The organism is Undibacterium umbellatum (genome assembly GCF_014284125.1).
GTDB lineage: Bacteria > Pseudomonadota > Gammaproteobacteria > Burkholderiales > Burkholderiaceae_D > Undibacterium > Undibacterium umbellatum.
Genome location: NZ_JACOFX010000030.1, coordinates 26539 through 40628 on the forward strand (window position 1 = coordinate 26539; position 14090 = coordinate 40628).

Below are 14090 nucleotides of genomic sequence, written 5' to 3' on the forward strand. Positions count from 1 at the left end.
TCAGAACGCGATAGCGATAGAAAAATCCAGTCGCACTTTTTTCGCCTGGCGACCATAAGCCAGATCAAGTGCTATCGGGCCTGCGGGGGTTTTATAACGCGCACCCACACCCATGCCTTGCTTTAAGTTCAACTCACGCCAGTTGTCGGCAGCATTGCCCACATCCAGAAAAGTGGCAGCGCCCCAGGATGAATTCAACCAATGCACATATTCTGCACTGGCCGTTGCCATGACGCGACCACCACGGGTGCTGCCTATATGTTGTATGCCCAGGGTTTGATACCCATAGCCGCGCACTGTGGTGCTGCCACCGGTACGGAACAGATAGTCTTCCGGGATACCCTCTTCATCTTTGGAAAAAACAGCACCAAGTTCAGCGCGCAAGATCACAGTGTCGGTTTTGCGTACTGGTATCCAGCGCTGGTATTTCGCATAACTGCGTATGAAGCGCTGATCAGACAGCAATGCTTTTTCGGAGGCAGCAAGATCAAATTGCAAAATCTGCCCTTTGCGCGGATCAAAGGGCTGATCGACATCGCGCCAGGTCCAGCCTATGCTGGCAACCAGGGCTTTGTTGACTTCTTCTGCCTCACCATCAGGAGAAATTTTTTCCCTGACGATATTCAAGCCCAGGCGCTGTTCCAGATGCCCGCGTGTACTGGTGCGTTTTACACCCAGGGCGCTGCGGCTGGAACGTACGCCAGCAATATTCTCACGCTCTACCAGCACACCAAAAGAATCGAGGAATTTGCTCTCCCGGGGCGGGAGGTAAATATCGACGTAGCCAAGTTGGCGGCGTTGCTCCAGCCTGACGGCACTGCGCAAATCCCAAGCCTGGTCAAGGATGTTGCGATCACGATAAGCCACCTCGCTGCGGTAGCCAGTATTGGTGCTGTAACCCAAACCAAAACTCAGATCGCGAGCCTGGCGTTCCACGACAGTAACATCAACTGGCACAGCGTCGGCTTTTTCAGGATCAGGATCTATACCCACCGCCACGGTCGCAAAGTAAGGCGAGTTTTGCAAAGAGCGCTGGAAATCCAGTAAGCGCGAACGAGAATATACTTCTCCCTTTCGAGGCGCCTGATAGCGCTCTATCAGCCAGGATGGATAACGCTGCAAACCAGTGACGCGCATTTCACCCAAAGTGAAAACCGGTCCGCTATCAACGTCAACCTTTAGGACTGCACTATGCTGATCAGCATTAATTTTTGCTTCACTGAAGGTCATGCCGGCTGCGGCATAGGTGTCAGACCTCAGACTCTCCAGCAATTGGTTCTTCGAGTCTGACCAGTCATTTTCACGAAATGGCTGGCCCACTGCCAGGCCCCAGTCTTCCTGCAGGGCGCGCCGTCTTTTAGTAACGGCTTTGTCGCCTGCATCAATGGCATCGGCCATGGGCCCCAGCACTTTTAGTGATACATTCTCGATGACTGTGCGTGGCCCCGCCTCGACTGTGACACGGATGATTTTACTTGCTGTGCCAGGGGCTGCGGCCTGATCGGGGTTGTCAAACTGGATTTGCGGCGAAAAATAGCCTTCTGTGGAGAGGATATTGCTGATATCCAGGCGTAATCTCTTGATCAGTGCGGGGGTGATATTTTGTGCTTCGGCATTGTTGGCAAATTCCGGGATATGCTCCCTCAGTAAATCTGCCCAACGCGATTTGGCAGCCACCAGTTGCAAGCGGCCGCTGCTGGCCGTGCTGATCGTACTGGCAGACGCTTCGCTATCGCCATCAGGTGCAGGCAAGCCAGCGGCTGGAGCTTCAGTTGGCACAGTCTGCTGCGCCCTGACCGTGCCTGCACTGCAAAAGCCAACAGCACAGAAGAATATCAGTAGCGGGCGCAGGTTTATCTGCATCTAAGAAAACTCACTTGGTCGCCAGACCAACGCGATTGATGCCGAGTTTTTTTGCTTCTGAAATCACTTGTATGACCTCGTCATAAATCATGCCTTTATCAGCAGATACCAATACGGATAACTCAGGTTTGGCATCATGATACTCGCGCAGTTTTTGCATCAACTGCTTGCGGTCTTTTGCTTCTTCCTTGCTTTCCTGACGGTTATTGCCATTGCTGCCAGCTTTGCTATTGATGCTGATGGTGGAAGCCGCATCGGGTCGCAAAGTGATTTCTATGTAATCAGATGGCGGCTGGGTAGATTGTCCGGCAGTGGGCAGGTTGATGACGCTGGGATTGGTCATCGGCGCGCACACCATGAAAATCACCAGCAACACCAGCATCACGTCGATATACGGAACGACATTGATCTCTGCCTTGAATTTGCGTTTACGTTCGCCACGCAGGGTACTCATGCTATTTCATTCGTCCTTAGCGTGACTGACGCTGGAGAATATTCGAGAATTCCTCGATAAAAGTTTCAAAGCGTATCGCCAGCCTGTCGATATCGTGGGAATAACGGTTATAGGCTAGCACGGCAGGAATAGCCGCAAACAAGCCAATTGCCGTCGCAATCAGGGCCTCAGCAATGCCGGGGGCCACGGCTGCGAGTGTCGCCTGCTGTACATTGGCCAGGCCACGGAAAGAATTCATGATGCCCCAGACTGTACCGAACAAACCAATGTATGGGGAGACAGAGCCGACGGAAGCCAGGAAGGACAAGTGCGACTCCAGCAAATCCATTTCACGCTGATAAGAAGCGCGCATAGCACGACGCGCACCGTCCAGCATGGCACCAGCATCCAGCGCCGCCTTGTTGGCGGTCTTGACCTTATGATATTCGCTCATGCCTGCTTCGAAGATACGTTCGAGAGCGCCACTGGTATCGCGGCCAGCACGACGGCTATTCGTTGCAGCAGCATACAAATCAACCAAATTACCACCGGACCAGAAGTTGCGTTCAAATTCTTCTGTTTGTCCGCGTGCTTTTTTGATAGCGAACATTTTGCTGAAGATGTAAGTCCAGCTGGTCAGCGACACGCCTAACAACAGTGCCATGACCAATTGCACCAGAATCGAGGCATTTGCGATCAGACTTAAAAATGAGAGGTCTTGGGTAACAGTCATATTGAATCAATTCAAAAACAAAACAGCGGGCATTGTTACCGCCCTAAAATATAAAATAATCTCAGCCTATCTTCGCCAACACTTCAGCAGGAATCGCCGCTGGCCTGACTTCAGCCTTGCTGACACAGCCCACCTTGATTTTGCCGCTGGCGAGCAAACGCTGACCACACCAGGCCTCTTGCACAAACTGTACAGACGCGCGGCCCAGCTTTTCGACCACAACAGTCAGTCTTAGTTCATCATCAAGCCTGGCGGGTGCATGATACTCGACTGCGGTGGCTTTGACGACAAACATCAAACCATGTTCATCGGCCATTTGCTGCTGATTGACGCCCGCAGCCCGGAGCCATTCAGTACGGGCACGCTCAAAAAACTTCAGGTAGTTCGCGTAAAAAACGATGCCGCCAGCATCCGTGTCTTCATAGTAGACCCTGACTGGCCATACAAATTCTGTTTTCATAGTATAAACTTTACCAGCTATTCAGTGCGTATATTTGCTCTTTGTCACTCATGCTCAAGGGGATATATGCCATGCGGGAGGCGAGTACTGGCTACTGCCGTCATCGTTGACGGCAGTAGCACATCTCAGAAACTGCTGGAGGATCACGCTGTAGCGCGCTTGATCACAAGTGGTCCATAACCCTGGCAAGTTGGCATCATCTCTATGTGGTTGATATTCACATGCGCAGGCAAGGTAGCGATCCACCAGGCTGTTTCAGCGATATCGACAGCCGTCAGCGGTACTGTGCCTTCATAGACCTTGGCTGCCGCATCATCATTGCCACGGAAGCGTACATTGGAAAATTCAGTGCCACCACACAGGCCGGGAGCAATATTGGTGGCACGCACCCCTGTACCCACCAGGTCAGCACGCAAATTGCGGGTGAATTGATCGACAAAAGCCTTGGTTGCGCCGTAAACATTGCCGCCTGGATAAGGTGTTTCACCAGCCACAGAGCCTATATTGATGACCAGGCCAGTGCCACGTGCCACCATGTCTGGCAGAATTGCCCTGGTGACTGTGACCAGACCCTTGGTATTGGTGTCTATCATGGTATCCCATTCATCCTGGGAAGCCAGGTGTGCCGGTTCAGTGCCCAGTGCCAGGCCGGCATTATTGACCAGTACGTCTATGTTTTTCCATTCTGCACTCAAACCTGCCAGCGCGTGCTGGATGGAGTCCTTGCTGGTGACATCCAGTGTCACTGGCAACAAGGCTGCGCCGAGTTCAGCTTTCAAGGCATCCAGTCTGTCAGTGCGGCGGGCTGCTGCGATGACTTTATGCCCTTCCCGGACAAATTTGCGCGCCATTTCTTCACCAAAACCTGAGCTTGCGCCGGTAATCAATACGATCATGCTGAATTCCTTCATTTTTTGTAGGTAACCTGCCTAGCTGACATATGCAGCTCTGAAGCATACTATTTTAAGTGCTTTTGCCATCCAATACTTGAGCGTCGAAAATTTCGGGATACATACTTGTGCGAACATTAATTTTTTCAATAGCGACGCTGACACTTGCCCATTCAAACGTCATCACGTAAAATCCTTGCACCATTTCATCTCACGTGACTGGCGAAGTGGCCATATCTGCCCTGTTAGACGGGCAAGCATCCTGGCCCAAGATGGAGATCCATCGGGAAGCGTGAGATTTCGGAGTCAAACTGACTCCAGCCGTGCGCCTGGGTAGCCTGATGGTAAAAGCAATGAGGCTGCCCCCTATCCGTTTCAGACACCTCATTAACAACAATCATTGTTTATTAACAGGAATAATCAGGAACCGCCATGTTTGCAAAAAATCATACTCTCGCCAACGTAGATCCAGAACTGTTTGCTACGATACAAAAAGAAAACGTCCGTCAACAAGAGCATATCGAGTTGATCGCCTCTGAAAACTATTGTTCCCCAGCAGTCATGGAAGCCCAGGGCTCCCAGTTGACCAATAAATATGCAGAAGGCTATCCAGGCAAGCGCTATTACGGTGGTTGCGAGCACGTGGATGTCGTCGAACAACTGGCTATTGATCGCCTGAAGCAATTGTTCAATGCCAACTTTGCCAATGTACAGCCTAACTCTGGCTCACAAGCCAACCAGGGCGTATTCTTTGCCTTGCTGAATCCGGGCGACACCATCATGGGCATGAGCCTGGCTGAAGGTGGCCACCTGACCCACGGCATGCCTTTGAATATGTCAGGCAAATGGTTCAACGTCGTGTCTTATGGCCTCAATGAGCAAGAAGATATCGATTACGATGCAATGGAAAAACTGGCGCGCGAAACCAAGCCTAAACTGATCATTGCCGGTGCTTCTGCATTTGCCTTGCGCATAGACTTTGAACGCTTCTCCAAAATCGCCAAAGAAATCGGCGCTTACTTCATGGTTGACATGGCCCACTATGCTGGCCTGATCGCTGCGGGTGTTTATCCTAACCCTGTGCCTTTCGCTGATGTAGTCACATCCACGACTCATAAGAGCCTGCGCGGCCCACGTGGCGGTATCATTTTGACGAATGATGAAGCGATCGCCAAGAAGATCAATTCGGCGATCTTCCCAGGCATCCAGGGTGGCCCGTTAATGCACGTCATCGCTGGTAAAGCAGTTGCGTTCAAAGAGGCACTGACGCCAGAATTCAAGGCTTACCAGGAACAAGTCGTCAAGAATGCTGCTGCATTGGCAAACACCTTGACTGAACGTGGCCTGCGTATCGTTTCTGGTCGTACCGAATCCCACGTTATGCTGGTCGACCTGCGTCCTAAAGGTTTGACAGGCAAAGAAGCCGAAGCCATACTGGGTTCTGCCCATATGACTTGCAACAAGAACGGCATCCCTAACGACCCGCAAAAACCGATGGTCACTTCCGGTATCCGTCTGGGCAGCCCTGCCTTCACCACCCGTGGTTTCAAGGAAGAACAAGCAGTTAAAGTAGGTAATCTGATTGCCGACGTACTCGACAATCCGCATGATGCAGCGACGATAGAACGCGTGAAGGCCGAAGTCAAACAATTGACAGATGCTTTCCCAGTGTATCAAGCTTAAGAGATTCGACTGAAGCAAGGCTTAAGTATCAGACAGCACAATAAAAGCCACTCGCTTGAGTGGCTTTTTTGTATCATCAAAATATAAAAAACAATTAGAAAAACCAACGGAGCACCATACGCTATGAAATGCCCTTTTTGCCACCTCGATGACACCCAGGTCATAGACACTCGCGTTTCAGAAGAAGGCAATGTCATACGCCGGCGCCGCCGGTGTGCCGACTGTGACAAGCGCTTCACTACCTATGAGCGCATAGAACTGGTGATGCCCGTCATCGTCAAGAAAAATGGCAGCCGTACAGAATATGAGACAACCAAGCTGCGCGCCAGCCTGATGCTCGCATTACGCAAGCGACCCGTATCAGCCGAAGCAGTCGAGACCGCCATACAAAGAATAGAAGAAAAATTATTGTCCAGCGGAGAGCGCGAGGTCATTTCCGGCCACCTGGGTGAACTGGTCATGCGCGAATTGAAACGCCTCGACAAAATCGCCTACATCCGCTTCGCTTCTGTCTACAAAAGCTTTGAGGATGTATCCGAATTTGCCGAGGCGATACAAGAGGTCAGGAAGAACTGAGGTACAAAAAATACCGCTTATTTGTACCAGCAGTCTGCCATGCTAAGCGAGCCTGATACGGTACGCGCGCCAGCATTGTTGATCGTAAAAGTCCCGCAGGCATCTCCAGCCATCTTGTTGACTGGAACAGCCTGGATCGTATAGGTTACCGCCGTGGTCGGTGCAGAAAAACTAATGTTGTAGTCTACATTACCCCCTGTTGCTCCGGCGGGACTAACCAGAATTGGCAACGCGACGTTCGTCCCTCCTTTATCGCGATCGTATCTTTCATTAATTGACAGAAAAGCTTCCATAAACTGCACATTCTCCGTCAGTTTGGCCTTTGCATCATTACGACGCCCCTTCCTCACATTATCAAGGTAGGACGGCACGACAATTGCTGCCAATATACCCATTATGGCAACAACAATCATGAGTTCTATCAGGGTAAAACCCTTTTCACGTTTACGTAGCAACACTTAACACCTCTACTTAATTATCTGTTGGACTTCTTAATCTGTGCGCAGCAATTGTTTCCAAACACGGGTCGCTGGATTCGCGCCTTGAGAAATATCCATTTTAGTCGGTTTAGGTCCATTCACATCAGTAGATCCCGATGATGGTGGTTGATAGATAATCGACTTATTCCCTTTTTGCAAAATCGTAGTACCGAAGGTCAAGGTACCTTGTTTGCCTGCGATCAATGTATCGGACGAATCTACTTTACCGTCGCCAGTTGTATCGAATACCGGGTAAGGAAAAATACCACCCGTCAACGCACGCAAGATAAATGTCGTTGATTTTCCGTCAGAGGAGCAAGTATCTGTCGCACCAGCAGGAATAATAGACGTAAAGATGACTTCATCATAATACACTTGTGGGTCTATCGTAATGCGCTCACCAGTAGAAAGGACGGTATCAAGATCTAAATACCAGCCGCGTTTCACAGCATAATCCACCGTCTTATTATCAACAGTATAACTGTTACCAGACGCAGTCAACGTTTGCTTTTGCAGTGCTGACGGACCTCCAGTAATGGCACTCGCTGTAACATTTGCAACACCGGTATTGTCCCATACTCCGTACATGGATTGAACATCCGTATTCAAGGCATCGTCGGTCTCGTACACCTTGCCGGTTCCAAACAGTACCATTACTCCGCCTTTGGGATGAAAAGTAAGGTCTGGTTGCGCAGTAATTGGCTGCTGTTTGCTTGAGCGCACTGCCTTGAACAAAGGTACCCCAGAGAAGGCAACAGATGCCCCACTATTACTTGTACTGAATTTCCACAGATTACCCTGGATGTCGCCAGCATAAATCGCCTTAATGGTCGAGTCTACGTTGAACAGCAAGGTTGGTGAAGACAAGCCATTTGGAGCTCCCGCACTACCTACACCAGTATCAATTTTAGTGACTTGCCCATCTTTTAGCCGGATCAAAAACAAGACTGCACGCTTGTTTGCACTCTCGTAGCCATTTCCCAGTACTGCAACCCAGTCACCGTTGGGCATACGGCCTATTTTTGCATTGCCTATGGTATATCCAAGATCAGGTTGGTCTGCTGAGGTGACTTCCCATAAAACCTTGCTTTGATCAAAGCCTGTCGGATTCGTCACATCAAGTGCAAACACAGAGCGACCACCCGCACCAGTCGTTCCTACCAGTGCAGTCTTCCAGCCTGAATTCCAGTAATCACCCAATGTAGGCGTACCATCCACATAAAATTTATGCCCGTAAGTCGTTCTGGAAAGTTGTGGCAACGTGCTCATAATGCCTTTAGGCACATAAGCAAATTTCTCGGCACCGGTCGCACCATCAAGTGCATGCAACATACCATCATTGCCACCAATGTAGACCATAGGGGCACGTCCAGCCTTGGATGTCAGGAAATCATTATACGAATTTGCTTTTTCGGGAGCAGTCGCTGGCAAGAAATTGTAACCATCATTATTGCCTTCTTTAAGGTACTGCGGTGCTGAGTTTACAAAATCACCAAATGCCTGGGTACGTGGCCGCAATATCGCAAGGTCAGGGCCGCCTTTTATATAGTCCACAATATTGGCTCCCGTGACAGAGTTGGCAGGAGTATAAGTGGCCGCTTCAGTTGTAAAATAAGCCTGATCAGTTGGGGTCAGATTCGCCAGTTCAAATTTTCGCCCTTTTGTCGCTGCATCAACATAGGTGTACACCTGGTCTTTTCTTGTCGCAAATGCAGGTACGGAGCCAACCCAGCCAGTTGCTGTCAGGTTGCCGTCTGCGTCCAATGGTCTTTGCACAATCTTGCCAGACCAGTCAGACGTACGGTAGCTGGAAGTATATAAACTAGTGCCGCTACCGACTGTATTGCTGGATGTACCGACCGCAGCAGCATCACCTACGCGCTCAGAAATCGTATTCAATGACGATTCAAGCGCAGCAGAAAACTCTGTAGGATTGGATGCACTAAAGAATTTGCCGCGTGAATTTACAGCAGCGTGCCACAGATCATCAATTTGATTTGATGCGCCATTTGGCCACAGCTTGGTTCCAGCAGTTAATGCAGGCAAATCGCCAGGGTAATTCAAATTACCGGCTACTCCGAGGCCGACTGTAAAATGCACCAAATGCTGCCAGAAAGCTGGATCGGCACCAGAGACTGGAACATTTTTCTTTTCAGGCCCCCAGTCCTCGCGCAAATCACGCGACCAATAGTAAAACGCGATATCTGCCAGTGTATTATCAAAGGTATCTGCGTATGGTCCGACTGGATTCGCCGGATTGTAGGTAAAAGTTGATGCATTTGGCCCTGTGATAGTGGGACCAGCCGTGCCATCGTAATTGAGAGTGCGACCACCGCCAGCGGCAGCATCATTCCAATAGCCATCCGTCATCAAAATATTATAGTTCTGGCGGCATGTCAGTTGTGTCGTGGTTGCACCAACGCCATATTGTGTTTGCCATGGGCCTGTGGCGGTCCGATTCCTGAAATACTGCCCTACTTCATCAACCGCCTTGCGCAAAGGTGTGCTTGACGCAGGCATTCTATGCTTGTACAGGGTGTTCAAGAAGGCGGTTTTGTTGGGATCACTAAAATCGTCGGAAATCCTGCTAATCACAGTGCCAGCGGTATTGATCGTACCAAAGCCTACCCGCAAGGTTGCACTTTGCTTGGAGAATGCCTGCCCTGTGCCAGCACGCGCTGCAAGAATACGTGAGCGGTAGTATTGAAACCAGTTAGCAAAATTTTGCTGTTCTTGCGCAATGGTACAAGAGCTGCCTGGGCAATCTGTACGCGTAGCAGCTTTGGCTGGCAAGCTTGTGCCAGTCTTGATTTCAACCCTGGTATAGCAAGACAAGGTACTCTTGTTGCAGCTACCGCCCGGGTTATAAATGTAGTACAAAGCTGGAAATATGGTACGGCCCGCAGTATCATAAGCAGTTGCCGCATTATTCAGCCATGCTACATAGCCATCGGCAAAGGTTTGATTCTGCGTCAAATTCATCACAGTGGTATTCGTACCACCGTCAGGAGCAACGGGATTCAATAGGGCAGCCTGGGGGTTGGCGGGTGCCATTAGACCACCTGTAGGGCTCGCCCAAGGCTGATACAAAACCTTGGGGTCATAATACGCTTTATTGACATCCGACGAGCGCCAGCGCGCTACTGTAATATTGTGATTAAAACCAACAACCACACGATTCTGCAGAGCGTAGTCACCAGCAATATTATAAATATTCGCAGGCCTTGGGAACATACTGGTAACCCAGCAACCGCCAGCATTAGTGCAGTAATTACTATACCCAGTGCCACTTGCGTCATTATTGCCAGTTCTTGCGATATTGTCGGGCAACATCTCAAACATCATGGAGCCAGAATCATCCAGCGTGTAAAAAATATTTGGTGGCACATTAGGCTTCACCAGTGGAGGCATTTGTGAAATGCCTGCATGTGCGTAAGCAGACCAGCCAAACTGTGCAGCCAGTGCACAGATCAAATAGTAGCTGATTGGTTTTCTTAAATTATTCGTCATGATGTCCTCTTCAATTTACTTTACCTGCCTTGAGTAGCGTACAGCGAAAATTACGAGCCACTACCGAGATACCAGATTACTTGCAACCAGACTACTGAATTAGAATTCACTCCCTGAGCTCTTGCAGTAATTACGTAGGATGATTTCAAATTTGCACTACCCGCATTACTGCCCAGTCCATAGCCATCTTTATTTGGCTTGATCCATTCCTCGATGATGCATTCTGGCTGCTCGGACACATACTGCACAGTGTTGGCGGGCAGCTTGAATCCTCGAGTGATCCAGTTACTTCTCGTTCTCCAGAGGTCAGGGAGAAGGAAATCAGGAAATCCGCCCTGATACAAATTGATGGGTATGCCATGCACTGTTTGAACAGTACCCAAAGGTAATGCTGATCCTCCAGCAAGAGTAAGCTCAAAATCTTTTTGACAGTAACGCAAGGCGGTTTCAGCCGTTTGAAAAGCAACGTTCTGTTCCCCCATATTCTTGGCTATATTCTCACCCTGTGTTGCTCTGCGCACAGCAGTCAGGGCCAGAATCGTCAAAACCAGGAGAAATACCATGGCTGTCAACATGACAAAGCCCTTTTGGGAGTTGTGTAGATTTTTCATAATGTTCTTCCAGGAAGGCGGCCACGTATGCCAACTACAGTTGAAAACGTTGAATATAGGCGTTTATCCGTCGCAGTAACGACAGAGCCAGAGCAATTTGTATATGTCATGGGTTTTGGTGTCAGTCCATCATTGCCAGAACGCATTACCATACAGATTTTTGCTGAGATTACACGGCTCCACTTGCTATCCTTATCCGAGGGATCAAGTGGCAGCGGGTATCGCAACGCTTCATTTGGTTCCGGCACGGTCGGAGACGCCAAATCGACAGCGCTATAAAAACTATTTACTGATTTAGTATAATTGGGGTCATAACCATAGATAATTTTCATATCAACTACATTTTCCATGATTGGCCTTCCAGCCTGCAATGGGGCGCCAAGTGGAACACCGCCATTTCCCGCACAATAAAGTTCTCTTTGATTTGTTGCAGGATTGCTCGCGATGTAATAACGATTTTCTACTGTAAAATTTTCAGGACCTGACGGTACCATCTGCCCCAAACAATCAGTTGGCGCAGCAAGTGAAGCTGCAGCCGCATTGGCATTATCAATATCAACCACATAACGGATCAACAGGCTATCAGGGCCCGTAGTGGCTGGATTACAAGCAGCGGGAACGGCAACAGGCGAAAGAAAGCCTCCACTACAACCAAAAATTGCATCTCCGAACAGAGCGGTGTCATAAGTAGAAACACCTCCGCCGCTTTCAGCTTGATTTGAAGTATTTTTCGTTGGTGCTGTATGTGCCATACGCACATGATAGGCAATCATGTTTAAAGCCATCCTGCCGTTCTCTTCCATGACTGATTTGTCATCGAAGACTTTATATGTTTTTGAGTTATTGACAAATAGTGAAGTCACGGCCAGCGAAATGATAAGCCCAATTGTCATGGATATCATCAACTCAACCAGGGACCTCCCTTGGGAATATCTTAAATTAATACCGTTCACATTCGCCTCGCTTAAGGTGTAATACTTAATTTTATACAACGCACGCCAGCACCTGGTGAGGGTGGAGTACCATTCGGGCATGAAGGGTCGAGCGCCGTATAATTGACTTCCTTCCACATAACATAGATGTCGTAGCCACCATTAGCATTCTGACTGATATTGCCTGCACCACCATTCATGCGGGTCCCAAGGTTTCTCAGCCACTCCGCCACGTCCTTATCCGCAACTTCTTTAGGCGTGCAACTGATAGGCACCGCACATGGCGGTACCGTTGGTAAACTTGCTACAGTCGCGCTATATGCGGTTTGATAACTATAGAAGTTGGGATAAATAATAGTCCCAGCAGGAGTCTTTACCTGAATTGCCATAAAATTAGCACGCATGCGGTCTGCGATTTCATATACAGCCTGGCTGGCCTCGGAGCGATAGTTTGAGGCCTTCAAATATTTCAAGGTATTCGCCTGCAAGCTGGCAACGCCCAAAAGCCCTATCGACAGAATGACCATGGCCACGACGATTTCTACCATCGAGACGCCTTTTTGTTTATAGAAATTAAACTGTTTCATGACAGCCTCAAGCAGGACAAGGTAAAGTTTTTACAACACTGACTTTTCTTATGGTGGAAAGGCAGACATATCGGTTATAGGTAGGACCTACATAGGAATCCGGTGGTTTGACATAAAAATACATGGCAGCGCCGGCAATCGTGGTGCCGCCTATGCCTCCAAGGGTAATGGATTGTGCGGCTGGTACGGGAATGATAGAGCCTGCGGCAACACCCAAAAACAAGGGCGGCTGTACCTTTACAAGGGTGTCGCCGACATCATATTGACCATTGGCATTTCTATCTTGAAAAAGAATCCAGCCACTACCCCATCCAGTGTTTGCGGCACCATTGCTGACCACATTGGAACAAGTCGGTGTGGGCGCATCAGGATTCTCACTTTTGCAGATGGTGACCGCACCGCTAATTCCAGCCAGTGTTTTTGCATGTGTGATCGCGCCATGCAAAAGAGCTGTATTTGTTGCACTACGATTACTGACGAGAAACGACCTGTAGTTTGGCAAGGCGATAGCTGTAATGATGCCAACGATGGCTACCACGACTAATAGTTCTAGCAAGGTAAAGCCATGTTGTGAGTGCAGCAGTTTATATTTTTGCATGTTCATACTCTTTCGCCTTATGTTTGTACATCATATATTTGATTGCCTGCATGCATCAATGCTTTCGCGATTAACGGTAAGCTTCTACTGATGAGTGGAAGATATACAGCTGTTACCCTACAAAATCATTGTGACCTTGAATGGCAATATAAACAAGTCTGGCATCCTCTTGACCGTGCAGGAGCGATTTGAAGGTTTTACGCTGAAATGCCAGCCTCTGCACACAAAGCCCGGGTCGTGCATTAAAGAGCACTATTCAACAAACAATCCTGGTTGCAAGGGAGCTAAGCCCAGCATCCTCTCGCCAACAATGGCTGGTGCTATCTAACTGGAGCTCCAGTCTCGTTGGTTGTGATGATCCCGGAGATGTGCAAAGTACACAAGTGGTGCGCGCGGCGCAACCTACTGCGACAAATCGCTCTCTGCAACATAAAAATAAAGAGTGAAGTGAAGAGCCAAAGACCCGGAGTAACAGCAGAGAAGTTCTCCTGTTTTTGCTGTTCTTGCTTGTCTCAAAGAATCCCGCATGTCTTCCTCAGTGCGACTCTGTGTTTGGGTGCCTCATTGTTGAGAGGTCTTGACCTTGTTTTTGTTTGTTATTTTTGTTTTTTTTGTTGCGCGCACAAAAGCAAAACCCCCGCTTAACTGAATAAGCGGGGGTATGCGGAATAAAAGCCTGACGATAACCTACTTTCACACTGGTTGCAGCACTATCATTGGCGCGTAATCGTTTCA

General features: G+C 49.1%; 14 protein-coding genes and 1 riboswitch. Of the genes, 2 read left to right on the plus strand and 12 right to left on the minus strand.

What is annotated here, in order from left to right; translation table 11 throughout:
- The 5 genes from H8L47_RS27735 to H8L47_RS27755 form a co-directional block, all read right to left on the minus strand.
- Positions 1 to 1863 carry an autotransporter assembly complex protein TamA gene (locus H8L47_RS27735; RefSeq protein WP_186957069.1) on the minus strand — a complete coding sequence of 621 codons (1863 nt, stop codon included), beginning with the start codon at positions 1861 to 1863 and terminating at the stop codon, positions 1 to 3.
- A gap of 10 nt (positions 1864 to 1873) precedes the next feature.
- Positions 1874 to 2317: an ExbD/TolR family protein gene (locus tag H8L47_RS27740; RefSeq protein ID WP_186957070.1), complete on the minus strand. Its 444-nt coding sequence runs from the start codon at positions 2315 to 2317 to the stop codon at positions 1874 to 1876.
- A gap of 16 nt (positions 2318 to 2333) precedes the next feature.
- Positions 2334 to 3029: a protein TolQ gene (tolQ, locus tag H8L47_RS27745; protein ID WP_186957071.1), complete on the minus strand. Its 696-nt coding sequence runs from the start codon at positions 3027 to 3029 to the stop codon at positions 2334 to 2336.
- A 61-nt stretch (positions 3030 to 3090) separates the two neighbouring features.
- Positions 3091 to 3489, minus strand: a complete 399-nt coding sequence (ybgC, locus tag H8L47_RS27750; RefSeq protein ID WP_186957072.1) for a tol-pal system-associated acyl-CoA thioesterase — start codon at positions 3487 to 3489, stop codon at positions 3091 to 3093.
- Between the two features lie 143 nt (positions 3490 to 3632).
- The gene (locus H8L47_RS27755) at positions 3633 to 4385 is read right to left on the minus strand and encodes an SDR family NAD(P)-dependent oxidoreductase (protein WP_186957073.1); all 753 of its coding nucleotides are present in this window, start codon (positions 4383 to 4385) and stop codon (positions 3633 to 3635) included.
- A 199-nt stretch (positions 4386 to 4584) separates the two neighbouring features.
- A riboswitch (ZMP/ZTP riboswitch) is annotated at positions 4585 to 4721 on the plus strand.
- 90 nt (positions 4722 to 4811) lie between these two features.
- Between H8L47_RS27755 and glyA the strand changes: the two genes are divergently transcribed.
- Both glyA and nrdR read left to right on the plus strand, forming a co-directional pair.
- On the plus strand, positions 4812 to 6062 hold the full coding sequence (glyA, locus tag H8L47_RS27760; protein WP_186957074.1) for a serine hydroxymethyltransferase: 1251 nt from the start codon (positions 4812 to 4814) through the stop codon (positions 6060 to 6062).
- A gap of 123 nt (positions 6063 to 6185) precedes the next feature.
- Positions 6186 to 6638, plus strand: coding sequence for a transcriptional regulator NrdR (gene nrdR, locus H8L47_RS27765; RefSeq protein WP_186957075.1), 453 nt, complete (start codon positions 6186 to 6188; stop codon positions 6636 to 6638).
- A gap of 17 nt (positions 6639 to 6655) precedes the next feature.
- On the opposite strand, the gene H8L47_RS27770 is transcribed toward nrdR, so the two are convergent.
- The 7 genes from H8L47_RS27770 to H8L47_RS29575 form a co-directional block, all read right to left on the minus strand.
- The gene (locus H8L47_RS27770; protein ID WP_329605504.1) at positions 6656 to 7096 is read right to left on the minus strand and encodes a type IV pilin protein; all 441 of its coding nucleotides are present in this window, start codon (positions 7094 to 7096) and stop codon (positions 6656 to 6658) included.
- Positions 7097 to 7129: 33 nt separating this feature from the next.
- On the minus strand, positions 7130 to 10627 hold the full coding sequence (locus H8L47_RS27775) for a pilus assembly protein (RefSeq protein ID WP_186957077.1): 3498 nt from the start codon (positions 10625 to 10627) through the stop codon (positions 7130 to 7132).
- 50 nt (positions 10628 to 10677) lie between these two features.
- A complete protein-coding gene (locus tag H8L47_RS27780; RefSeq protein WP_186957078.1) occupies positions 10678 to 11238 on the minus strand; it encodes a pilus assembly PilX family protein in 561 nt (186 codons plus the stop codon).
- The gene (locus H8L47_RS30375) at positions 11235 to 12191 is read right to left on the minus strand and encodes a PilW family protein (protein ID WP_186957079.1); all 957 of its coding nucleotides are present in this window, start codon (positions 12189 to 12191) and stop codon (positions 11235 to 11237) included. The genes H8L47_RS27780 and H8L47_RS30375 overlap by 4 nt, the downstream gene beginning before the upstream one ends.
- A gap of 11 nt (positions 12192 to 12202) precedes the next feature.
- Entirely contained in the window at positions 12203 to 12757 is a 555-nt protein-coding gene (gene pilV, locus H8L47_RS27790; RefSeq protein WP_186957080.1) for a type IV pilus modification protein PilV, read from the minus strand.
- Positions 12758 to 12764: 7 nt separating this feature from the next.
- Positions 12765 to 13361 (minus strand): GspH/FimT family pseudopilin, encoded by a 597-nt coding sequence (locus H8L47_RS27795; protein ID WP_186957081.1) that lies wholly within the window; start codon positions 13359 to 13361, stop codon positions 12765 to 12767.
- Between the two features lie 529 nt (positions 13362 to 13890).
- Positions 13891 to 14090: hypothetical protein (locus tag H8L47_RS29575; RefSeq protein WP_222616709.1), on the minus strand; the 200-nt coding region annotated here is incomplete at its 5' end.